This window comes from Micromonospora chalcea, assembly GCF_028768405.1.
GTDB lineage: Bacteria > Actinomycetota > Actinomycetes > Mycobacteriales > Micromonosporaceae > Micromonospora > Micromonospora chalcea.
This window is the reverse complement of sequence record NZ_CP118233.1, coordinates 5,928,592-5,949,591: the sequence shown is the minus strand read 5'-3', so window position 1 is coordinate 5,949,591 and position 21,000 is coordinate 5,928,592. Positions and strand designations below refer to the sequence as shown.

The window sequence follows — 21,000 nt, the reverse complement described above, 5'->3', positions numbered from 1 at the left end:
CTCGCCGGACCGGCCGCTCAGCTTACCGTGACCGCCTGCAGCGCCACCCCGTCGTTCTGCGCGCCGGTGACCGTCAGGGCCTGCCATTTGATCAGCAGCCGCTCCCCCGGGGCCGCCCGGAAGCGGATGACGTACTGGTAGAAGCGGTCGCCCGCGGCGAGGGCGACCTCACGGACGACGGGATCGCCGCCGCTGGACAGCGTCAGGTCGAGCCGCGCGCCGGCCGAGAACGTGCCTACGAACAGCCGGACCGTGCGCAGGTCCCCGCTCCCGGCCACCCCGAGCGTGAAGCTCTTCCCGGCGCCGCGCTGGAAGACACCCGCCCGGGTGCCCTCCTGGCGCGCTGTCGGCGTACCGTCGGTCCACTGGAGATCACAGGCGCCCGCGTTGTGCTCCAGCCGCTCGCCACCCGGATCCTGGATCTCGCCGGTGCCGCCCGCCTTGCGATGGAAGCTGTCCGCGCCGGTACCGCCCCAGTGCCGCCAGTCCCGCGTACCGAGCGCGGTGAGCGACAACGCCCCCGGCAGCGGCGCCAGGTCCACGTCGAGCAGCGGCCCGCCGGGTGACACCGGGTCGGCCGGCGCCTGATCGGGCGCCTGGTCGCCGGGCGCCTGATCGCTCGGCGCCGCCACGGGCGACGTGTCCCGGTTCGACGGCGGCGCGGGTGACCGGCTCGCGTACGCCAGCGCCGCCACCAGCCCGGTCACGGCCACCGCCGCCAGCACGGCGCGCCGGCGCCGACGACGGGCCCGGGCCACAGCGACCCGGGTGGCCGGGGCGTCGGCCGGGGGCCGGGTCGGGCCGAGTGTCAGCCTGGTTCGCGCCGCGTCGCGCAGCCGGACGCCGATCCCGCCCGCCAGATCGCCGATCCGGCCGGCCAGGTCGCCGATCCCGCTGGTCAGGTGGCCGATCCCGCTGGTCATATCGGCGAGGCGCGCCGGGATGCTCTCCCGGGCGGAGTGCCGGCCCGGTCTCGCTTCTGTTTCGGCCACCTGCGGCGGGCCGGGTTCGGCCGGATCGGGAGCGGGCCGGACCGGCGACGGAGCGGACAGGTGCAGTCCGATCGGCGCCGGCCCGACCAGCGGAACCCGGCCGCCGGGCGGGTTCGGACGGGACTCGGGGCCGGCCGAAGCAGCGGCCCCGGAGACGAGTGGCCTCGGGCCGAGCGAACCCGGAGCGGGCGTGCCGGAGCCGGGCGGACCCGGAGCAGGCGCACCCGGGCTGAGCGGACCCGAAGCGATCGAGCCCGAAGCGATCGAGCCCGAAGCGATCGAGCCCGGGGCAAGCGGGCCCGGGGCGGGCGTGTCGGCCGGGAGCGGGCCGGCGGCCGGAAGGTCGAGAGCCGGCGGTCCGCCGGCGCGCGGAGGCGGCCACACAGCGGTACCGGGCGGATCCAGGTCGACCGGCGGCACCGGATCGTCCGCGCCGGAAGGTGCGCGTTCGACGTCCGGGGGCGTCACCGGCCGGGACACGCCGGGGTCGGTGTTCCCGGGCAGGCGGCGTGGACCGGTGGGCCGCGCCGGCGCGTCTGCCGATTCGTCCGGCGCGGGCAGCCAACCCCCGACCCGGATTCCGGTCCGCGCGATGTCGTCCTCAGCCACCGACCCTCCTCGGCCACCGGCGGCGAGCGGCCCGGCCCCGTGGCTCGCCGTAGGGAGGATGACACAGAACGCGATCTTGCAGAAGGCATCCGCCCTCGCAATTCCCACGCACCCCACGCCGCCAACCCGCCCACGGACCAGATCTTGGAAGATTCAGGTCCCCATAGGAGCCATTTCCTTCCAAGATCTCCCCCGGCCGGCGCGCCCACCCTCGTCAACCTGTTGATCATGAGGTTGGCGGGGACATTTCGGGCGCGGAATGCCGTCAACTTCATGATCGACGGGAGCGGGGCGGGGGTGGGGGTGGGGGTGGGGCGCCCCCGGGGGGCGGGATGGTGGGTGGCGTCAGTGGCGGGTGCGGCGGTGCAGGCCCCGGGTGGGGTGCCAGCTCTCGATCAGCAGGTGGTCGGGCGGGTCGCCGACCCGGGTGAGCACCACCTCGGTCAGCTCGATCCGGAAGCTGTGCGAGCCGTCCTCGGCGGGCTGCTCCTCGTGCGCCCGGCCGGCGATCTTCGCGTCCCCGTCCCAGGTGGACGGGTCGTCCGGCGGGGCGTCCTCGGTCGGGCTGTGCAGCGCCACCCGAGGATCGCGGCGCAGGTCGAGCGCCTTGACCGCGCCGGCCATGCTGCCCAGCCGCAGCTGCCCGTCGTCACCGAAGTCGAACTCGGTGCCGCTGATCCGCGGCGAACCGTCCCGCCGCAGTGTCGCCATCGTGCCGTGCTTGCGGACCGCGAAGCGGGCGCGCACCCGCGCCGCGAACTCGGGTTCGGCCGCCACCAGATCGGACCACCATGTCATGCGCCCGATTCTGGCCGGGAAACCTGACAACCCGCGGCAGCTTTCAGCCGACCTGGAAACCGAGCGCCTGGGCCAGCATCACCGCCTGCTCGGCGTCGATCCGCGCGCCGGAACGCTGCACCGCCGTCGGGTCGAGCGCGGACAGGTCGCTGCCGCGCAGGTCGGCCCGGATCAGCTTGGCGGCGTGCAACTGGGCGCCGGAGAGGTCCACGCCGGTCAGCGTCGCGCCGGTGAGGTCGGCACCGGTCAGGTCGACCTCCCGCATCCGTACGTCGGTGATCCGCGCCCCGCGCAGGTCGGCGCCGGCGAGCGTGACGAAGGACCAGTCGCCCCGGTCGACCCGCAGCGGGCGCAGGTCGCAGCGGTCGAACGTGCTGCCGACCAGCTTGCAGCCGGTGAACTCGGCCTCGAAGAGGTTGCACTTGCTGAACGAGCACCTGGTGAACGCCGAGTCGGTGTGCCGGGAGGCGTTGAACGCCACGTTGCCGAACACGCAGTCGGTGAAGACCGCGCCCCGGCTGACCGCCTCGGTCAGGTCGACGTGGAAGAACTCGCACCGTACGAAGTGCCTGTCGGCCAACTCCTCGGCGTACCAGTCCTGCTGGCGGTAGGTGACGTCCTCGACCGGCTCCGGCATGCCACCGACACTAGTGACACTTCCCGGCCGCGATACCTGCGGGTAGGTTCGCGGTCGTGAGTGTCACCGTGAGCACCGACCCCGGACGTGTCGGCCTCGATCCCGCCCGGCTGGCGCGGATCGACGAGCACTTCGCCCGGTACGTCGACGACGGCCGGCTCGCCGGCTGGCAGATCGTCGTCACCCGCCGGGGCGAGATCGCCCACTCCTCGACGTACGGGCTGCGCGACCGGGAGGCCGGTACGCCGGTCGAGGCGGACACGCTCTGGCGCATCTACTCGATGACCAAGCCGATCACCTCGGTCGCCGCGATGATGCTCTGGGAGGAGGGCCGGCTCGAGCTGAACGACCCGGTCAGCCGCTGGCTGCCGGAGTTCGCCGACGTACGGGTCTACGACCGGGGTTCGGTGCTGAAGCCGTACACGGTGCCGGCGACCGAGCCGATCCGGATCTGGCACCTGCTCACCCACACCGCCGGCCTGACGTACGGCTTCGCCCAGGTGTCAGTGGTCGACGGCCTGTACCGGGCGGCGGGCTTCGACCTGGGAGTGCCGCCGGGCGCGGACCTGGCGGCGGCCTCGGCCGGGCTGGCCCGGCTGCCGCTGCTGTTCCAGCCCGGCACGAGCTGGAACTACGGCGTCTCCACCGACGTCCTGGGCCGCCTGGTCGAGGTGATCTCCGGGCAGTCGCTCGACGCGTTCTTCGCCGAGCGGATCCTGGGCCCGCTGGGCATGACCGACACCCGCTGGTGGGTGGACGCGGCGGACGCGAAACGCCTGGCCGCGCTCTACGCCCCGCACCCGGCGACCGGTCAGGCGGTACGCGCCGACGGGGTGGGCCGGGCCGCGCTGGCGGAGCCGACGTGGCACTCCGGCGGCGGCGGGCTGGTCTCCACGGCGGCCGACTACCACCGGTTCACCCAGTTCCTGCTGCGTGGCGGCGAGCTGGACGGGGTGCGCCTGCTCGGGCCGCGCACGGTGCGCTTCATGACCCGCAACCACCTGCCCGGCAACCGGGACCTGGCCTCGTTCTCGCCGGAGGGCTTCGCCGAGACGATCCTCGACGGGGTCGGCTTCGGGCTGGGCTTCGCGGTCGTGCTGGACCCGGTGCCGTCGCGGGTGCCGAGCAGCGTCGGCGAGTTCTACTGGGGCGGCCTGGCCAGCACCGCGTTCTGGGTGGACCCGGTGGAGGAGGTCACCGCGCTGCTGTTCACCCAGTTGATGCCGTCCAGCACGTACCCGCTGCGCAGCCAGTTGCGCCAGCTCGTCTACTCGGCGATCGTCGACTGAGCCGGTTCGGCGGAACTCCCGCCGTCCGCCGGCAGGCTGCCTAGCCTGTGAGGCATGAGCGACATCGTCGTGTTCGGCGCCGGCGGGACGGCGGGCTCGCGGATCGCCGCGGAGGCGGTCGAGCGGGGGCACCGGGTGACAGCGGCGGTGCGGCGTCCGGAGGCGGTCGGCTACCTACCCCCAGGCGTACGCACGGTGACCGGCGACGCCACGTCGGCGCGGAGCGTACGCGAACTGGCCGAGGACGCGGACGTGCTGGTGGTGGCCATCGGCGGCGGCGAGCGGGCCCTGTGGCGCGACGCCGCGCGGACGCTGGTCGACACGCTGCGTGAGTTGCCGGACCCACCTCGGGTGATCCACGTCGGCGGTGGCTCGACGCTGCTCACGCCGAAGGGGACCCGGTATCTGGACGAGCCGGACTTCCCGGAGGAGTACCGGGACTCGGCGCACGGTCAGGCCGACGCGCTGGAGCTCTACAGGTCCAGCGCCGACGGGGTGACCTGGACGTACGTCTCCCCGCCGCCGCTGGAGTTCCACCCGGGCGAGCGGACCGGGCACTACCGCACCGGCACCGACCACCCGGTGACCGACGCGCAGGGCCGTTCGGTGCTCACCTACGAGGACCTGGCGGTGGCGATCGTCGACGAGATCGAGGATCCGCGCTTCGGCAACGCCCGGTTCACGGTCGCGTACTGATTCAGTCGGCCAGCCGGGCCGGGAAGCCGCCGGTGGCGATCGGGCCCCAGGACTCGATCGTGACCCGGATCAGCGACTTGCCCTGCGCGACCATGGCCGACCGGTACTCGTCCCAGTCCGGGTGCTCGCCGGAGATGCTGCGGAAGTACTCGACCAGCGGTTCCAGCGCCTCGGGCAGGTCGAGCACCTCGGCCACGCCGTCGACCTGCACCCACGGGCCGTTCCAGTCGTCGGAGAGCACGCACGCAGAGACGCGCGGGTCGCGGCGGATGTTGGCGACCTTGGCACGCTCGGGATAGGTGGAGATCACCAGCCGGCCCTCGGCATCCACCCCGCAGGCCACCGGGGAGGACTGCGGGCGCCCGTCGGAGCGGGTGGTCATGAGCACGACGTGGTGGCGGGGGCGGAGGAACTCGATCAGGGCGTCCCGGTCGACCCGGGTGTTCTTCGCGATGCTGCGTGCCATGCCTCGGTTCTACCAGGCATGTCCGTCGTTCTCAGCGCGGGCGGCCGGCGGACCGCTGCGCGGTGACCTGCTCCGGCACGCGCGGGCGGGCCGAGGGCCGCCAGGCGCGGCCGTTGGCGTAGATCACCCGGAAACCGAGGTACGCGGCCAGCGGCGCCCAGTGCGCCGAGCGCATCCGCAGCTCGGCGGCGTTGTGCCGCTGCCCGTTGGCGAGCACGTCGAGCAGCACCGTCTCGAAGGCGGCCGACTCGACCCAGTCCACCTCGCGGGTGAAGCCGCAGATCAGCGCCGCGCCGGTGACGTCGAGGAACTCGCGCAGCGTGGCGTCGGAGGCGCGCAGCACCGAGCAGCTGCCGAAGTAGAGGCGGCGGCCCTCGCAGCGGCCGGCCATCCGCTCGGCCACGTCCGACAGCTCGACCGAGTCCCAGTCGGTGAGGCAGAGCCGGCTCGGCTCGCCGTGCATGGCGAAGAAGCCCACCCGGTGGTCGGCGTACTGCTTGAGCAGCCAGCGGTCGACGAAGTAGAACAGCTCGTCGCGGGTGGCCGCGTCCTTGTGGATGTAGCGGATGCGGCCGAGCCGCTCCAGCAGGTCGAGCGTGGGCAGGACGGACCCGCGTTCGTTGAGGTCGCGGTGCCACTGCCCCTCGACGCAGAACACGCCGCCACGCGCCAACGCCCACCTCCCCGCCCGTCGAGGTCGCCGCCCGGTCCGGGAGCAGACGTTACCGGTCACGTCCGACGGGCGACACCCGGCAGCGCGTACGCAAAAGGGCAGTATTCACAGCCAATACCCAGCAACCGGGCGATGTGAGAACAATTTCCGCTAATCACCACGAAGAATCCTCGTACCTGTCACGGTGAGAGGGACGGGACGTACCGGTCGATGTGCCCGTCGGATCCCAGTTCCGCTCTGACATCGGGAGGACTCTGTGCGCGTCAACACCCTGAAGCGGGCGGCGGTCGCGTTCGCGCTGGCCCTGCCCGGGGCCGCCGTGGCGACAGTCGTGGCCGTGCCACCGGCGCACGCCGACGGCTGCTACACCTGGAACCGGACGCTGTCCCAGGGAAGCTCCGGCGACGACGTCCGGCAGCTCCAGATCCGGGTGGCCGGCTGGGCCGCGTACGGCGGCATCGTCCGGGTCGACGGCGTGTACGGCCCGGAGACGGCCGCCGCGGTCAAGCGCTTCCAGACCGCGTACGGGCTGCGCGCCGACGGCGTGGCCGGGCCGCAGACGTTCGCCAGGATCTACGACCTGCAGAAGGACAGCGACTGCACGCCAAAGCACTTCAGCTACGCCGAGCTGGACAACGGCTGCGGCAAGGGCGGGTGGGCCGGCGGCCCGCTCTCCGCGTCGGCCACCCGGGAGAACGCGCTGCGCACCATGTGGAAGCTGGAGGCGCTACGGCGCAGCCTCGGCGACAAGCCGCTCTACGTGACCAGCGGGTTCCGCAGCATCGCCTGCAACCGGCAGGTCGGCGGCGCCGCGGACAGCCAGCACCTCTACGGCAACGCGGCCGACCTGATCGCCAAGCACCGCAGCCTCTGCGACATCGCCCGCTCGGCCCGCAGCCGGGGCTTCAGCGGCATCTACGGCCCCGGCTACCCGGACCACGACGACCACACGCACGTCGACTCGCGGCGGGAGAACAACCGGGACAAGTCGTCGAACACGAAGGGCTGGTCCGCACCGGACTGCGGAGTCAAGTGATGCGGTGACGGCGGCCCGGACCGGGGGTGGGGGCTCCCCGTCCGGGCCGCCGTCGGCATGCTCCGGCGCGACCGACGCCACTCCGCGACGGGGCGTCGGCGCGACCGGAACCGGTCGCCGGGCGTCAGCTCGCCCGGGGCCAGCGGGGCCGGGCGCTGGGAGCCGACCGCCCGGCGACCGGTCGCAGACCGGGCCGTACCGGCGGCGCGGCGGGGCGGGCGGCCTGACCCGGCACCGCCCGGGCCGGCTGTCCGGGCACAGGGCGGCCGGCCTGACCGGGTACGCCGGGCCGCGCCACCTGACCGGGTACGCCCGGTCGCGCCGTCTGACCGCGGGCGGCCTGCCCGGGGGCGGGACGGGCGCCGGACGGTCCGGTCAGCACGAACGGGAAGGGCACGTGCACGAACGGGTTGCCGTGCCGGATCAGCGCGTCGATCTGGCGGTCGTTGAGACCGTGTGTCTCCAGCACGCGCCGGCCCCAGCGATGCAACCGGCAGGGGAACGACGAACCGTCGTTGCGGCACTTCGGCCCCGCGGGCCACTCCTCGGCGGCGTGCACCACCACCGCCCGGACCGCGAGGCGGACGTCCTCGGGGGTCAACGGCGCCGGTACCGGCACCTCGCCCAGGATCTGGTCGATGGGATCCGTCGACTGCTCACCAACTCGCACGGCAGGCCTCCCGCAGTTCGGCAGCGGTGCGGCGGAACGGCCGCACCACATCCTCGACCACTGGTACGGCCGGATGACGGCAGCAGTTCAATCCCGCCACGCGGCGAGCAGTTCGGCCGGCCCGAGCGCGGTGACTCCGTCGACCGCTCGGCCACTGCGCACCACCGCGACGACCGGTGTGTGGTCGTCGGCGCCCGGTAGCTGGGCGCGGTGGTGAAGCAGCCGGGCCAGGTCGTGACCGTCGAACGCGCCGTTCTCCAGCCACTTGACCGAGCCCACGAACGTGATCCGCTTGGCCACCGGGCTCCGATCGCCGCCGACCAGGTCGATCTCGGGATCGTTGGTACGCGTCCAGTAACCGCCCACCTCCGCCGTCCCGGACGGCAGGCTCCCCGGCGGCAGCCGCCGCAGGGACTCCCGGATCACCGGCTCGACCGCACGCCCTCGCCATGAGGTCCAGGACGAATGGATGCGGGCGAGCGTCAGATCCCCTCTGCCGCGCTCGATCTCGGCGAGGTAGGGGTCGAGGAAGGCGAGCCAGAAGCGGAGATACGGATCGGCGACCACGTAGCGGGTCTCGCGCGACGGACGGGTGGACAGCGGGAGGGCGGCCTCCACGACCCGCTTGTCGGTCAGCAGTCGGAGCGCGCGGTGCAGCGACGCCTGCGGGATTCCGCCGGCCGCCCGCGCGATGGAGGAGGAGGTGCGCTCCCCGGAGCCGATGGCGCGCAGCACCACGCCCGGCTGGGACTGCGGCGGAAACTCGGCAGCGAGGGCCCGTTCCCCGCTGACGAGCAGCGCGGAAGTGGGGTCCGGGACGGCCTGGGCGAGGTAGTCGCGCACGGTCTCGCCGGGGGCCCAGTCGTCGAGGACGAGCGGCAGGCCACCGGTGACGAGGTACGCGTCGATGGCATCCGCCGGCGGCAACTGGAGCATCTCGGCCACGTCGCCGGGGCTCAGGGGCGGCACGACCATCTCGGTCGCGCGCTGGTGGAACGGGCGGCCGTAGTCGTTGAGCGCCTCCATCATCGCCAGGTCCGAGCCGACGCAGATCAGCAGGACCGGCCGACGGGACAGCTCCCGGTCGAAGACCTTCTGGAGGGTGCCCTCGAAGCCGGGATCGGTGGCGATGAGGTAGGGCATCTCGTCGAGCACGACGACGCTGGGCTGATCCGTGGGCAGCGCGGCGGCGAGGAGGGTGAGAGCCGCGTCCCAGGTGGCCGGCGCCTGTCCGGCGAACAGACCCGCTCCAGGGAGCGTCGAGCCGGCCGCCGCTTCGACGAAGAGCCGCAGGTCGGCGGCGGGGGTGGGTTGCGCCGAGGCGGTGAAGAAGAGGTGGGGTACGCCCGCGCGCTCGACGAACTCCTCAACGAGGCGGGACTTACCCACCCGTCGGCGTCCACGCATGAGCAGCGCCCGTCCCGGGCGCCCCGCCCGGCCGCCGCGTTCGACGCGCGCCAACATGCCGTCGAGCCGGGCCAGCTCCCTCGTCCTGCCGACGAAACCGGCCACGTCATCACCTCATACTCTCAGGACGGATACTCTCATCTCTGATAGTATCCCGAATGAGAGTGTCTATGCCTCAGACCAGGCCGGCGTCCTGGACCAGCAGGGCCACCTGCACACGGTTGTTCAGGTCGAGCTTCGTCAGCAGCCGGGACACGTACGCCTTCACCGTCGCCACGCTCATGAACAACTCGGCGGAGATCTCCGCGTTGGTCCGGCCCCGGCCGAGCAGCACCGCGACCTCCCGTTCCCGTTCGGAGAGCCCGTCGAGCAGCCGTACCGCCCGCTCCCGCTTCGGGTCCGGGCCGGGCGCCGGCGCGGCGCCGGTGACGTGCGCGATGAGTTTGCGGGTCACCGCCGGGGACAGCGTCGCCTCCCCCGCCGCGACCCGGCGTACCGCCGCCACGATCTCGGCCGGCGGGGTGTCCTTGAGCAGGAAGCCGCTCGCCCCGGCCCGCAGCGCCCGCAGCACCTGCTCGTCCGCGTCGAACGTGGTGAGCACCAGCACCTCGGGCGGTTCCGCTGTGGCACGCAGCGCCTCGGTGGCGGCCAGGCCGTCGACCCGGGGCATGCGGATGTCCATCAGCACCACGTCCGGGGCGTGGGCGGCGACGGCCTCGGGCACCTCGGCGCCGTCGGTGGCCTCGCCGACCACCGCGAGGTCGGGTACGCCGCCGAGGATCATCGACAGCGCGCCGCGGACCAGCGGGTCGTCGTCGACGATCAGCACCCGTACCGGGGCGCTCACTGCGCCGCCCAGGGCAGCCAGGCGGTCAGCCGGAACGTGCCGTCGGCGTCCCGCCCGTGCTCCAGGCGGCCACCGGCGAGCGTGACCCGCTCGGCGATGCCGACCAGGCCGGTGCCGGTGCCCGGGATCGCGGTGGCCGGGCTGCCCACCGGCCACGGGTTGCTGATCTCCACCACCAGCCCGTCACCCGGGCCACCGGCCAGCCGGACGGTCACCACCGCGCCGGGCGCGTGCTTGCGGGCGTTTGTCAGCCCCTCCTGCACGATCCGGTACGCGCTGCGCCCGATCGCCGCGGGCACCGCCTCCGGCTCAATCACCTCGTCGACGACGGCGACCCGTACCCCGGCGTCGCGGCTCTCGGCGACCAGCGCGGGCACGTCGGCCAGCGTGGGCTGCGGCCGTTCCGGCGTGGCCTCGGAGCCGACCTCGGCCCGCAGCACGCCGATCACCTCGCGCAGGTCCTGGAGCGCGGCGTGCGCGCTGGCCCGGATCACCCCGGCCGCCCGCGCCACCTCCTCCGGCGGCGCGTCCGGCCGGAACTCCAGCGCGCCCGCGTGCAGGCTGAGCAGGGAGATCCGGTGGGCGAGCACGTCGTGCATCTCCCGGGCGATCCGGCCGCGTTCGAGCTGCCGGGCCTGGTCGAGCCGGAGCTGCTGCTCGGCCTCGGCCCGCTCGGCGCGGTCGCGCAGGGACAGCACCAGCTGGCGGCGGGCCCGGACGAACAGCGCCCACGCCACCACCACGCCGATGAACAGCGCGGTCCAGATCACCGAACCCCAGAACGGCATCGTCGGGTCGGGCCGGACGGCGAGGTAGACCGGCAGGCTGAGCACGTTCCAGGCCGCCAGGGCCAGGCCCACCGGCAGTGGCCGGTGCACCAGCACGGTGAACGTGATGACGAGCAACGCGACGCCGGAGGTGACCGAGAAGAACACCAGCGGCGCGGTGGCCAGTGCCAGCCCGACCGGCCAGCGCCGGCGCAGCCAGAGCGCCCCGCTGATCCACAGGCCGATCAGCAGGTCGACCTCCTCCAGCCAGGCCGGACCGGCGTTGAGCCCGAACTCCGGGCTCGCGCTGGTGACGTCGCCGTGGGCGATGAGCACCCAGAGCAGTGAGGCCACGAACAGCGCGCCGTCGACGAACCAGTCCCGCGGGGTCCGCCGGGGGGTCCGGGCGGGCGTCAGGGAGCCCGGCAGGAGCCAGGGATGATCGGGTACGACGGCGCTGCTCACCCACCCATGCTAGGAAGCCGTCCGGACCGGCCACCAGCTACCAAAGTCGACGACTGCGGTGAACCGAGGTCGACGGCGACGCCGACCGCCGGCCGCAGCGCGTGGCCGGGTGGCCCCGGCAGGCTCGACGGCATGATCGAAGTCGACCAGCTCACCAAGCGGTACGGCCCGCACACCGCCGTCGCGGACGTCACGTTCCGGTGCGAACCGGGCACAGTGACCGGTTTCCTCGGGCCGAACGGCGCCGGGAAGTCCACCACGATGCGGATGATCTGCGGGATGACGCCGCCCAGCTCCGGCGGCGCCACGGTCGCCGGCCGCCCATACCGCGACCTGCCCAATCCGGGGCGGGAGATCGGCGTGCTGCTCGACGCCTCGGCGCAGCACGCCGGACGCACCGGACGGGAGGCGCTCACGCTCGCCGCCCGCACCATGGGCGTGGACCGGGCACGGGTGGCGGCGGCACTGGACCGGGTCGGGCTGAACGAGACCGCCGCCCGGCGCCGCGTCGGGGCGTACTCCCTGGGCATGCGGCAGCGGCTCGGCCTGGCGCTGGCGCTGCTGGGTGACCCCCGGGTGCTGATCCTGGACGAGCCGGCCAACGGCCTCGACCCGGAGGGGATCTTCTGGATGCGCGGCCTGCTGCGCGACTTCGCCGACCGGGGCGGCACGGTGCTGCTCTCCTCGCACCTGCTGCGCGAGGTGGAGGCGGTGGCCGACCGGCTGGTGGTGATCGGCGGGGGCCGGGTGGTCGCCCAGGGCGGCAAGGACGAGCTGCTGGCAGGCGCCGGCACGCTGGTGCGCGCCCGCGACGCGCACGCCCTGCGCCTGACGCTGGAGCGGGCCGCGCTGCCCGCCACGGCCGGCACCGACGGCGGCTACGTGGTCCGGGCCGAGCCGGGTCAGGTCGGCCAGGCCGCGGCGGACGCCGGACTGGTCCTCACCGAGCTGCGCCCGGCCGGCAGCGGCGGCCTCGAACAGCTCTTCCTCACCCTCACCGCCGGCGCGTCGACCAAGGAGGCCGTCCGATGACCACCGCCACCCGTACCCCAGCGCCGCCGCGTCCCGAGGCCGCCGTCGCCGGACCGACGCTGGCCCGGCTGACCGCCGTCGAACTGCGCAAGCTCGCCGACACCCGGGCCGGACGGTGGCTGCTGATCACGATCGGGCTGATCGCGGCCGTGATCGTGGTGGTGCAGCTGTTCGTCGTCGAGGCGCCGGACCAGACGTTCACCGCCTTCTTCACCCCGTCGCTGCTGCCGGTCGGCCTGCTGCTGCCGGTGCTCGGCATCCTCTCCATCACCGGCGAGTGGTCGCAGCGCACCGCGCTCACCACGTTCGCGCTGGTGCCCCGCCGGGAACGGGTGATCGTCGCCAAGCTCGCCGCCGTGGTGCTGGCCGCGCTCGCCTCGGTGCTGGTCAGCCTCGCGGTCGCCGCGGTCGGCACGCTCGCCGCCGGCGCCACCGGCGGGGCGGGCGCCTGGACGTTCGACTGGCAACTGCTGCCGCACGCGGCCGTGTTCCAGGTGGTGAACGTGCTGATGGGCGCCGCCTTCGGGCTGCTGCTGCTGAACACGCCGCTGGCGATCGTCACCTATCTGCTGCTGCCCACGGTGTGGAGCCTGCTCGCCGCGATGATCTCCGCGCTGCGGGAGCCGGCCCGCTGGCTCGACACCTCGTACACGATGGAGCCGCTGCTCGGCGCCGAGATGACCGGCGGGCAGTGGGGCCGGCTCGGCGTCTCGCTCGCCGTCTGGGTGCTCCTGCCGCTGGTCGCCGGTCTGGTCCGCACGCTGCGCCGGGAGGTGTCGTGACCGTGGCGGCCCGGCACACCGGCGAGGATGTCGTGGTCGACGGCGGACGCGGCGAGCTGGTGCTGTTCTGGGCGGGGTTCCCGCTGCTCGGGGCGGGACTGGGCGCCGGTCTGACCGCGCTGTCCGGCTGGATCGCCGGGCTGCCCTGGTTCCCGTTCCAGGGCCTGTTCGAGCTGCTCGACCGGTGGCCGGACGAGCGGGCGTACCCGATCGGGGCCGGGCTGGGCCTGCTCGGCGGCCTGGCCCTGGCGGTGGTGGCGGTACGCGACCGGCTGACCGTCACGGTCGGGCACCGCACGGTACGGCTGCACCGCGACGGGCACGGCCGGGACGTGGCCCGCGCCGACGTCGCCGGGGTGTTCGTCGACGGTGAGGCGCTGGTGCTGCTGGACACCGCCGGCGGCGAGCTGGCCCGGGAGAAGTCCGACCTGGACACCGAGCGGCTGCGGGAGGCGTTCACCCGGCAGGGCTGGCCGTGGACCGGGCAGGACCCGCACCGGGACGCGTACCGCAGGTGGGTCGAAGGGCTGCCCGACCTGCCGCCGGGCGCGGACGCCCTGCTGCGCGCCCGGCAGCGGGCGCTCGACGGCGGCCACGACGCCGAGACCCGGGAGCTGCACGGGGAGCTGGCCCGGCTCGGCGTCGTGGTCCGCGACGAGGGCAAACGGCAGTACTGGCGGCTGGTCCCTGGACCGCCGCCGCGCTGACGGCCTCCGCTCCGGCGCCTGATCCGCGCGGTGCCCGCCGCGACGCCGGTGGACGTGACAAGTCACATCGCTGGCGCGTTTCCGGCATCAGAACGAACTGTTCGGGCATGTTCTCCGTACACAGGTGTGGTACGTGACGTCTACCTCGGAGGCATGGTGTCCGCAGTTCGAACTGATCCATTCGCGGGGGCGATACTCCAGGTCGGCGTACTGGCGGCCCTGGCCGGCACGGTCGGCCTGAGCGCGTACGGCTGGCTGGCCGGTCTGCTCTTCGGGGTGGTCATGGTCGCGGCGCTCGGATACGGGCTGCGCCGCTCGGGCGCGGACCGGCTCGGCCCGGCCGACTGGGTGACGCTCACCCGGGCCACGCTCGCCGGCGGGGTGGCCGCGTTGACAGTCGAGGCGTTCCGCGGCCCGATCGCGGTGCCGGTGCTGGTCGCGCTGGCCGCCGTGGCCCTCTCCCTGGACTGGGTCGACGGGCAGGTGGCCCGGCGCACCGGCACGACCAGCGCGCTCGGCGCCCGGTTCGACATGGAGGTCGACTCCTTCCTCGTCCTGGTCCTCTGCGGGTACGTCGCCGACCAGGTGGGCGCCTGGGTGCTGGTGATCGGCGCGATGCGGTACGTCTTCGTCGCCGCCGGCTGGGCGCTGCCGTGGATGCGCGGCTCGCTGCCGCCGCGCTACTGGCGCAAGGTGGTCGCCGCCACGCAGGGCATCGCGCTGACGGTGGTGGCGGCCGGTGTGCTGCCCCGGCCGCTGGCCCTCGCGGTGGTGCTCGGCGCGCTCGCGCTGCTGGTCGAGTCGTTCGGACGCGACGTCGGCTGGCTGTGGCGGCACCGCGTACGGCCGGCGCTCCCGGCGGCGCCGGTCTCCCCCGCGCCGGCGGGCCACGGGTCCGAGTGGACGCCGGGCACGCGGATCGTGCGCCAGCCCGTCGAGGTCGGCGGGCGGCGCCGGTGACCGACCTGTCCCGGCCGGCCGACGGCGACGACGTCTCGACCGGCGCCACGTCCACGGAAGACAGCACGCCGGACAGCGCCGGCGCCTCGGCCGAGAGCGGCGACCGCACCCCGAACGACAGGGAGACGAGCGACCCGGGCAACGACGCGGTCGGCGCGTGGAGCGCCCGGCGGCTGCTCGGCGCGGCGGTCACCGCGCTGGCCGGAGCGCTCGTGCTGGTGGCCCTGGTCGCGCCGAGCGAGGTCAAACTGCTGTCCCTCGGGGCGTTGCTCCGCATCCCGGTGGAAGGGCTGCTCGCCGTCGCCCTGCTGCTGGTCCTGCCGGCCCGCCCGCGCCGCGTGGTGGCCACGCTGCTCGGCGCGCTGCTCGGCCTGATCCTGGTGCTCAAGGTCACCGATCTCGGGTTCTCGATGGTGCTCGACCGGCGCTTCGACCTGATCGCCGACTGGACGTTCCTCGGCGCGGGCGCGGAGTTCCTGTCCGAGTCGTACGGCGGGGCCGCCGAGGTGGGCGCGCTCGCCCTGGCCGTGGTCGCGGCGCTCGCCGTACCGGTGCTGGTGACGCTCTCGGCGCGGCGGCTGGCCCGCGCCGCGGCGGCCCACCGCCGGGTGACCACGCGCGCCGTCACCGCGCTCGCCGCCGCCTGGGTGGTCTGCGCCGTGCTCGGCGCGCAGATCGTGCCCGGCCTCCCGGTCGCCGCGGACACCGTCGCCGCCGACGTCTTCGACCGTGCCCGGCAGGTGCGGGCGGGCCTGAACGACAAGGAGACGCTGAACACGCAACTCGCCGGCGACCCGTTCCGGGACGTGCCGGGTGAGCGGATGCTCACCGCGCTGCGCGGCAAGGACGTCCTGTTCACGTTCGTGGAGAGCTACGGCCGGGTCGCGCTGGAGGATCCGGAACTGGCCCCGGAGGTGGACGCCGTCCTCGACGAGGGGACCCGGCAGTTGCGCGCGGCCGGTTACGGCAGCCGCAGCGCGTTCCTCACCTCGTCCACCACCGGCGGTGGAAGCTGGCTCGCGCACGCCACGCTGATGAGCGGCATCCGCACCGACAACCAGTTGCGCTACACCAACCTGGTACGCAGCGACCACCTGACCCTCAACGGCGCGTTCAAGCGCGCCGGCTGGCGGACCGCGCTCGTCATGCCGGCGCTGAACCGGGCGTGGCCGGAGGCGGCATTCTTCGAACCCGACACGCTGTACGGGGCAAAGGAACTCGGCTACAAGGGGCCGCTGTTCAGCTTCTCCTCGCCACCGGACCAGTACACGCTGGCGGAGTTCCAACGCCGCGAGCGCGGCCCCGGGCGCACGCCCGTGATGGCCGAGATCCCGCTGCTCTCCAGCCACCTGCCGTGGACGCCGGTCCCGCCCCTCGTCGGCTGGGACGACATCGGCGACGGCTCGGTCTACAAGGGAACGGCGCGCGCCGACCGCTCGGCGGAGGGCACCCGGGAGGCGTACCGGCAGGCCGTCGTGTACTCGCTGCGCACGCTCATCTCCTACGTGCAGCGGTACGGTGACGAGAACCTGGTGCTGGTGTTCCTCGGCGACCATCAGCCCGCCCGCACGATCACCGGCGACGACGCCGGCAAGGACGTGCCGATCACCGTCGTCGCGAAGGACCCGGCAGTGCTCGACCGCATCGCCGGATGGGGCTGGCAGGACGGGCTCAACCCGGACCCGCAGGCCCCGGTCTGGCCGATGGAGTCGTTCCGGGACCGCTTCCTGCGGGCGTTCGGACCGCAGTCCACCACTCACAGTTAGGGATGTCGTGACGATGCTCGCGCGGGCCTGGGGGATCACCCGTTCCCTGGCCGTCTACCACGGTCAGCCGGCCAAGCACCGGCGTGCCCGGCAGCTCTACGGGCAGTTCCTCTCCCCCGGCGACCTCGCCTTCGACATCGGCGCCCACGTCGGCGGCCGGGTGCGCACCTGGCGGCGGCTGGGCGCGCGGGTGGTCGCGGTGGAGCCGCAGCCCGACTGCCTGCGGGTGCTGCGCCTGGGCTTCGGGCGGGACGCCGACGTGGTGATCGAGCCGACGGCGGTCGGTGCGCGGTCCGGGAGCGCGCGGCTGGAGCTGTCGTCGGCGACGCCGACGGTGTCCACCATGTCGTCGTCCTGGATCGAGTCGGTCACCGCCGATCCGAGCTTCGCCGGGGTCCGCTGGGACCGGTCGGTCGAGGTGCCTGTGGTGACGCTCGACGACCTGGTGGCGCGGCACGGCGTACCGGCGTTCTGCAAGGTCGACGTCGAGGGCTTCGAGGTCGACGTGCTGTCCGGGCTCAGCCACCCGGTGCGCGGGCTGTCCTTCGAGTACCTGCCACCGGCGCACGACGCCGCGCTCGCGTCGCTGGACCTCGTGGAACAGCTGGGCGCGTACCGCTACAACTACTCGCCGGTGGAGACCATGCGGTTCGCGAGCGAGAGCTGGCTGGACGCGGCCGGGCTGGTGCGGCTGCTGGAGACGTACCGTCCCGGCGGCCGCTCCGGCGACGTCTACGCCCGGCTGTCGGACTCCTGACGTAGGGTCGGCCCCGGGCACGAGTCGAGGAGGGCCGATGGCCAGGTACGCCGCTCTGCTGCGGGCCGTCAACGTCGGGGTCAACAAGCTGGCCATGGCCGACCTGCGCCGCGTGGTCACCGACCTCGGTCACACCGACGTCAAGACGTACCTGCAGAGCGGCAACGTGGTCTTCACCAGCCCGCCGGCCCGGCCGGAGACGCTGGCCGAGGGCATCGCGAACCGGCTCGGCGACGACCTGGGCCTGCGGGTGCCGGTGCTGGTCCGCGACGGGGACGAGCTGGCCGCGGTGGCCGCCGCGAGCCCGTACGCGGGCCGGCAGGACGACCACACGCGGGTGCTCGTGGTGTTCCTGTCGGCCGCGCCCGCCGCCGCGCGGGTGCGCGAGCTGGCCGTGCCGCCGGGCGAGACGATGGAGTACGAGGTGATCGGCCGGGAAGCGCACCTGCACTTCCCGGCCGGCGGCTACGGACGGACGAAGTTCACCGCCGCGTACCTGGAGAAGAAGCTGGGTGTGGTGGCGACGGCCCGCAACTGGCGTTCGGTGCTGGCCCTGCGCGACCTCACCGCCGCCTGAGCGACGCCGTCAGAACCGGTACGCCGTGTGGTACTCGGGCACCAGCACACGGCTGCGCGGCGAGACCCGGCGTACCTCTGCGACGAGGGCGTCCAGACGTTCCCGGTCGTTGTCTGCGACAGTCGGCGGGTTGGTGAGCGGCGTCTCGAAGTTGTCCCAGTGCACCGGCACCACGACCTTCGGACGGTCCAGCGCGGCCATCAGCCGGGGCACGTAGTCGGCGGTCGCCGTGGTGGCGGCGGAGGCGACCATCGCGACGTCCGGGGCCAGTCCGCTCAGCTTGCGCTCGTCGAAGTCGCTGGCGCCCATGAAGAACACGGACGGTCCGCCGTCGATCCGGATCTGGTACGCCAGCGTGTCGCCCTCGGGCAGGTCGGCGATCGTCTCCGGGCGGGGCGGCGGGCTGACCCGTACCCCAGGGAAGGCCATCGACCAGGTGGGATTCCGGCTGTGCAGCGAGCCGACCACCTCCACCGTGTACCCGTCGAAGTCGAGCACCTCGCCGCCCTTGACCGGGGCCAGTTGCCCGGTCGGCAGCCCGTACGCCAGGCCGAGGTGGTACGCGGTGAGCGTGCCGAAGACCCGGGCACCGGTCCGGACGGCGATGTGCGGCACGTCGTTGAAGTGGTCCCAGTGGGTGTGGGTGACGAAGATGTTCTCCGCCCGGTCGGCGAGCCGGTCGACCACGTCGGCGGCCACTGTCAGCCGGGTGTCCGGGTTGAACGGCTTCCGGAACAGCCCGGTGTCGTACCGGCTCAGGTACGGGTCGACGAGCACCGTCCGGTCCCCCATGTCGATCCGCCAGCCGGAGGTCCCCCACCAGCGGAAGCTCACCGCGCCGCGGCGGCGCGTGCCGCCGGCGGTGCGGCTCGGCGCGGCAACTGGGTTCGGCCCGGCGGCTCGGGCCGGGGCACCGGCGACGAGTCCGGCGGTGGTGACGACGGCGGCGCCGACTGCGGTGTCGCGTAGCAGTCGACGGCGGGCGTAGCCGGACGGCTGGTTCTCGGGCATGTGTCGTCCTCCCCGTTCGGGATCGGTGATCGGTAGGCCCAGACCACCACCCCGCCGATGCCGATGTCCAAGATCGACGAGCGCAACAGCCGATATCCGGACCGATATCACCGCAGGTCAGGCCGAGGGCTCGGCCTGCATCAACGCAAGGATTCGACAGCGGTCCGGGCCGCCTCCCCCATCGCCAGGTCCACATCGATCCGGCGGGCGGCAAGCCGTTCAGCGCGTACCGCCACCGCTATCGCGTACCTGCGACCGTCGGGATACTCCGCGACGCCCGCTTCGAGGTGCAGTCCCGGCAGGGTGCCGGTCTTCCCGGCGACCCGGACCCCGGGCGGGAAACCGGCGGCCAGCCGAGTCCAGAAGAGCTGCCGTGCCATCAACTCCCGGACCATGGCGCACGCGGGTGCCGGGCCGGCCTCGTCCCGCCACACCAGACGGAGCAGCCGGGTCAGCTCCCGGGCGGTGCTGGAGCTGGTGTGCTCGGGGTCGAAGACCCGCATCGCGCGGACCCGTTCGGGCGACAGGGTGGGGAAGATCCGCGCGAAGTCCGCCTCGGTGCGTGCGCCCACGTCGGAGAGCATCGTCTCGACGAGTTGCCGGGGGCCGCCGACGATCCGGGTGCGCGGCAGGTCCAGCTCCGCGGCCAGCATCGGCAGCACGTCCGCCCCGACCCGGCGCAGCAGAAGGTCGGCCGCCGTGTTGTCACTCACCGACATGGCCAGGTACGCGAGGTCGCGCAGGGAGACCTCCACGTCGTCGGCGCAGCCGGCCACACCCCAGCCGCCGAGCCGGTCGGCGGCACCGGCAAGCACCCGTTCGGTCGGGTCGAGCTGGCCGGCGGCTGCCTGCCGGGCGAACTCCAGCACCACCATGATCTTGAAGATGGAGGCGATGACTATCTGCTCGTCGGCGCGCAGCGCCACCTCACCGCCGGTCGGGTCGTCCACGTCCACGACGTGCAGGCAACCCCGCACCCCGGCCCGCCCGAAGATCTCCCCGACCCGTTCCGCCACATCCACGCCGACACGGTAACCAGCGGCGACGCTAGGGTGCCCGGATGGACCTGCTGCGGCACCTGCGGCATTTCGTGGTGGTCGCCCGGGAACTGCACTTCGGCCGGGCCGCCGAGACGCTCGGCATGGCACAGCCGCCGCTGAGCCAGTCGATCCAGCGTTTGGAGCGGGAGCTGGGCGTCACCCTGTTCGACAGGTCACAGCGCCAGGTCGGCCTCACCACCGCCGGCCAGTTGCTGCTCGGCGAGGCCGACGAACTGCTGGCCGGTGAACGCCGGCTGCGTCACCTCGCCGAGCGGGTCCGCCGGGGCGCGCTCGGGGTGCTGCGCGCCGGCGTACCCCCGGAGACCCCGGCCGTGACGTTGCGCGCGCTGCTCGACGCGCTCGCGGCCCGCGCGCCCGGGCTCGCCCTCGACCTGCACGAACTGACGAGCGCCGAGCAGCACCGGATGCTCACGGACGGGCGGCTGGACGTCGGCCTGCTGCACCATCCGGTCGACGGGGCCGGGCTGCGCTTCGGTGAGCCGGTGGACGTACCTGTGGGTGTGCTGCTGCCCCGGGCCTCGCCGCTGGCCCGGCCGCGGGAGATCGCGCTCGCCGATCTGGCCGGCATGGACCTGGTCACCGCGCCACCGGCCACCGCGCCCGGCTGGCACGAGCATCTGCTGACCGTGTGCCGGCAGCACGGTTTCGCCCCGGCCCGGGTCCGCCCCGCGCGCAACCCGGAGTTCCTGTTCGGTCTGCTGCTCACCGGCGGCGCGGTCGCCGTTGAGCCCGCCGCGCTGGCCCGCCGGGAACCGCGTATCGCCTGGCGACCGATCACCGGCACGCCGCTGGTCCGGCGGATCTCCGCGGCCTGGCCGATCCGGGCGGCGCACCCGGCCGCGCCGATGTTCGGCCACCTCGCCACCGAGACGCTGACCGCGCCAGACGAACCGGGCGGGCCGGCGCTCCTCGCCCCGGCGGCCCGGCCGTGGCCGGTGCTGTTCGAGGCCGGCCGGGACGAAAAGTTGGCCCGCTGACCTCCCGCAGTTCACCCC

The 21,000-nt window shown here is 73.8% G+C and carries 22 protein-coding genes; 11 read left to right on the top strand and 11 right to left on the bottom strand.

Going from position 1 to position 21,000, the window contains the following annotated elements; all coding sequences use genetic code 11:
- Positions 1 to 17: 17 nt before the first annotated feature.
- The 3 genes from PVK74_RS26930 to PVK74_RS26920 all read right to left on the bottom strand — a co-directional run bounded on the left by PVK74_RS26930 (position 18) and on the right by PVK74_RS26920 (position 3,036).
- Positions 18 to 1,601, bottom strand: a complete 1,584-nt coding sequence (locus PVK74_RS26930; protein ID WP_274477513.1) for a hypothetical protein — start codon at positions 1,599 to 1,601, stop codon at positions 18 to 20.
- 345 nt (positions 1,602 to 1,946) lie between these two features.
- On the bottom strand, positions 1,947 to 2,399 hold the full coding sequence (locus PVK74_RS26925; RefSeq protein WP_166455613.1) for a pyridoxamine 5'-phosphate oxidase family protein: 453 nt from the start codon (positions 2,397 to 2,399) through the stop codon (positions 1,947 to 1,949).
- A gap of 43 nt (positions 2,400 to 2,442) precedes the next feature.
- Positions 2,443 to 3,036 (bottom strand): pentapeptide repeat-containing protein, encoded by a 594-nt coding sequence (locus PVK74_RS26920; RefSeq protein ID WP_013284334.1) that lies wholly within the window; start codon positions 3,034 to 3,036, stop codon positions 2,443 to 2,445.
- A 56-nt stretch (positions 3,037 to 3,092) separates the two neighbouring features.
- On the opposite strand from PVK74_RS26920, the gene PVK74_RS26915 reads away from it, so the two are divergent.
- Both PVK74_RS26915 and PVK74_RS26910 read left to right on the top strand, forming a co-directional pair.
- A complete protein-coding gene (locus PVK74_RS26915) occupies positions 3,093 to 4,325 on the top strand; it encodes a serine hydrolase domain-containing protein (RefSeq protein ID WP_274477512.1) in 1,233 nt (410 codons plus the stop codon).
- A 54-nt stretch (positions 4,326 to 4,379) separates the two neighbouring features.
- Positions 4,380 to 5,021, top strand: a complete 642-nt coding sequence (locus PVK74_RS26910; protein ID WP_274477511.1) for an NAD(P)-dependent oxidoreductase — start codon at positions 4,380 to 4,382, stop codon at positions 5,019 to 5,021.
- A 1-nt stretch (position 5,022) separates the two neighbouring features.
- Here the strand turns inward: PVK74_RS26910 and PVK74_RS26905 are convergent, their stop codons facing one another.
- Positions 5,023 to 5,487 (bottom strand): PPOX class F420-dependent oxidoreductase, encoded by a 465-nt coding sequence (locus PVK74_RS26905; RefSeq protein ID WP_030272926.1) that lies wholly within the window; start codon positions 5,485 to 5,487, stop codon positions 5,023 to 5,025.
- A gap of 31 nt (positions 5,488 to 5,518) precedes the next feature.
- Positions 5,519 to 6,160 carry a DUF6642 family protein gene (locus tag PVK74_RS26900; RefSeq protein ID WP_043326246.1) on the bottom strand — a complete coding sequence of 214 codons (642 nt, stop codon included), beginning with the start codon at positions 6,158 to 6,160 and terminating at the stop codon, positions 5,519 to 5,521.
- A gap of 256 nt (positions 6,161 to 6,416) precedes the next feature.
- Here PVK74_RS26900 and PVK74_RS26895 point away from each other — a divergent pair, with 256 nt between their 5' ends.
- Complete coding sequence (locus PVK74_RS26895) at positions 6,417 to 7,196, top strand: D-Ala-D-Ala carboxypeptidase family metallohydrolase (protein ID WP_274477510.1); 780 nt, start codon at positions 6,417 to 6,419, stop codon at positions 7,194 to 7,196.
- 124 nt (positions 7,197 to 7,320) lie between these two features.
- Here the strand turns inward: PVK74_RS26895 and PVK74_RS26890 are convergent, their stop codons facing one another.
- From PVK74_RS26890 to PVK74_RS26875, 4 genes are all read right to left on the bottom strand, one after another.
- Positions 7,321 to 7,866, bottom strand: a complete 546-nt coding sequence (locus PVK74_RS26890; protein ID WP_274477509.1) for a hypothetical protein — start codon at positions 7,864 to 7,866, stop codon at positions 7,321 to 7,323.
- A gap of 87 nt (positions 7,867 to 7,953) precedes the next feature.
- Complete coding sequence (locus PVK74_RS26885) at positions 7,954 to 9,378, bottom strand: ATP-binding protein (protein WP_176722750.1); 1,425 nt, start codon at positions 9,376 to 9,378, stop codon at positions 7,954 to 7,956.
- 70 nt (positions 9,379 to 9,448) lie between these two features.
- Complete coding sequence (locus PVK74_RS26880; RefSeq protein WP_240925503.1) at positions 9,449 to 10,057, bottom strand: response regulator; 609 nt, start codon at positions 10,055 to 10,057, stop codon at positions 9,449 to 9,451.
- A gap of 59 nt (positions 10,058 to 10,116) precedes the next feature.
- Positions 10,117 to 11,352, bottom strand: a complete 1,236-nt coding sequence (locus PVK74_RS26875; protein WP_274477508.1) for a sensor histidine kinase — start codon at positions 11,350 to 11,352, stop codon at positions 10,117 to 10,119.
- Positions 11,353 to 11,484: 132 nt separating this feature from the next.
- On the opposite strand from PVK74_RS26875, the gene PVK74_RS26870 reads away from it, so the two are divergent.
- The 7 genes from PVK74_RS26870 to PVK74_RS26840 all read left to right on the top strand — a co-directional run bounded on the left by PVK74_RS26870 (position 11,485) and on the right by PVK74_RS26840 (position 17,933).
- Positions 11,485 to 12,384, top strand: a complete 900-nt coding sequence (locus PVK74_RS26870) for an ABC transporter ATP-binding protein (protein ID WP_069087539.1) — start codon at positions 11,485 to 11,487, stop codon at positions 12,382 to 12,384.
- Positions 12,381 to 13,166 carry a hypothetical protein gene (locus tag PVK74_RS26865; protein WP_069087540.1) on the top strand — a complete coding sequence of 262 codons (786 nt, stop codon included), beginning with the start codon at positions 12,381 to 12,383 and terminating at the stop codon, positions 13,164 to 13,166. The genes PVK74_RS26870 and PVK74_RS26865 overlap by 4 nt, the downstream gene beginning before the upstream one ends.
- Positions 13,163 to 13,873: a YqeB family protein gene (locus tag PVK74_RS26860; protein WP_274477507.1), complete on the top strand. Its 711-nt coding sequence runs from the start codon at positions 13,163 to 13,165 to the stop codon at positions 13,871 to 13,873. Before PVK74_RS26865 ends, PVK74_RS26860 begins: the two co-directional genes overlap by 4 nt.
- Positions 13,874 to 14,026: 153 nt before the next feature.
- Positions 14,027 to 14,833 (top strand): CDP-alcohol phosphatidyltransferase family protein, encoded by an 807-nt coding sequence (locus tag PVK74_RS26855; RefSeq protein WP_274477506.1) that lies wholly within the window; start codon positions 14,027 to 14,029, stop codon positions 14,831 to 14,833.
- Entirely contained in the window at positions 14,830 to 16,599 is a 1,770-nt protein-coding gene (locus tag PVK74_RS26850; protein ID WP_274477505.1) for an alkaline phosphatase family protein, read from the top strand. Before PVK74_RS26855 ends, PVK74_RS26850 begins: the two co-directional genes overlap by 4 nt.
- 13 nt (positions 16,600 to 16,612) lie before the next feature.
- On the top strand, positions 16,613 to 17,356 hold the full coding sequence (locus PVK74_RS26845; RefSeq protein ID WP_064446905.1) for an FkbM family methyltransferase: 744 nt from the start codon (positions 16,613 to 16,615) through the stop codon (positions 17,354 to 17,356).
- A gap of 37 nt (positions 17,357 to 17,393) precedes the next feature.
- A complete protein-coding gene (locus PVK74_RS26840; RefSeq protein ID WP_274477504.1) occupies positions 17,394 to 17,933 on the top strand; it encodes a DUF1697 domain-containing protein in 540 nt (179 codons plus the stop codon).
- A gap of 9 nt (positions 17,934 to 17,942) precedes the next feature.
- Here the strand turns inward: PVK74_RS26840 and PVK74_RS26835 are convergent, their stop codons facing one another.
- Both PVK74_RS26835 and PVK74_RS26830 read right to left on the bottom strand, forming a co-directional pair.
- On the bottom strand, positions 17,943 to 18,944 hold the full coding sequence (locus PVK74_RS26835) for an MBL fold metallo-hydrolase (RefSeq protein ID WP_073830768.1): 1,002 nt from the start codon (positions 18,942 to 18,944) through the stop codon (positions 17,943 to 17,945).
- 140 nt (positions 18,945 to 19,084) lie between these two features.
- On the bottom strand, positions 19,085 to 19,966 hold the full coding sequence (locus tag PVK74_RS26830; protein WP_113971915.1) for a serine hydrolase: 882 nt from the start codon (positions 19,964 to 19,966) through the stop codon (positions 19,085 to 19,087).
- 38 nt (positions 19,967 to 20,004) lie between these two features.
- On the opposite strand from PVK74_RS26830, the gene PVK74_RS26825 reads away from it, so the two are divergent.
- Positions 20,005 to 20,982: a LysR substrate-binding domain-containing protein gene (locus PVK74_RS26825; protein ID WP_210871498.1), complete on the top strand. Its 978-nt coding sequence runs from the start codon at positions 20,005 to 20,007 to the stop codon at positions 20,980 to 20,982.
- Positions 20,983 to 21,000 lie beyond the last annotated feature (18 nt).